The following is a 560-nucleotide window of genomic DNA, read 5'->3' as shown; positions in this document are numbered from 1 at the left end:
TTAGCGGCTTTGCGTCATGAAGAACTCGAGGACTTTTCGACAAGCGTTGTTCCAAGCGAAACGCATATTTTTGCGCCTTCAAAAGGGAAAACAAGTTTTACCTTTAAACCCTATTATTTTCCTATTGCTGATGTTCAGTCTCTTTTGTTGACAAAAGAAAAAACCGTTAACGTCACCCGTGGTGCTGTTGCCGCTGGGCGTGATGGTGTTCCTGATAAAAGCATCACCGCGTTTATAAAAATCGTTCAAGGAAGCAAGGAATTTAAAGAAGGCACAGATTTTAAAAAAACCGGAGACACCATTGATTGGGCACCGGTGGGAGACGAACCTTTAGCGGGGAGCAGCTATAAGGTGACTTATCGCTATCGTGCAAAAATCACCGCTGATAAGGTAACAGCGCAGGAAATCACAGTCTCAGGGGGTGCGGAGGGTGGTGATATTATCGTCAGTTACACTTATAAATTGCCCCGCATTGACCGCATAGGTCTCAACACGGGGGGCAATGTGGTTTACATCAAAGGTATCTCAGTAGACCAACCCATGGCACCCAGTGTCCCTGA

1 protein-coding gene is annotated in these 560 nt (G+C 45.9%); it reads left to right on the top strand.

What is annotated here, in order from left to right; translation table 11 throughout:
• On the top strand, positions 1-560 hold a 560-nt coding region (locus tag ACFINZ_RS11945; RefSeq protein ID WP_375701640.1), incomplete at both ends, for a DUF4815 domain-containing protein.

The organism is Bartonella sp. AA81SXKL (assembly GCF_042196945.1).
Lineage (GTDB): Bacteria > Pseudomonadota > Alphaproteobacteria > Rhizobiales > Rhizobiaceae > Bartonella.
Note: the sequence above shows the minus strand (reverse complement) of the source record. Positions and strands in the feature narration are given on the sequence as shown.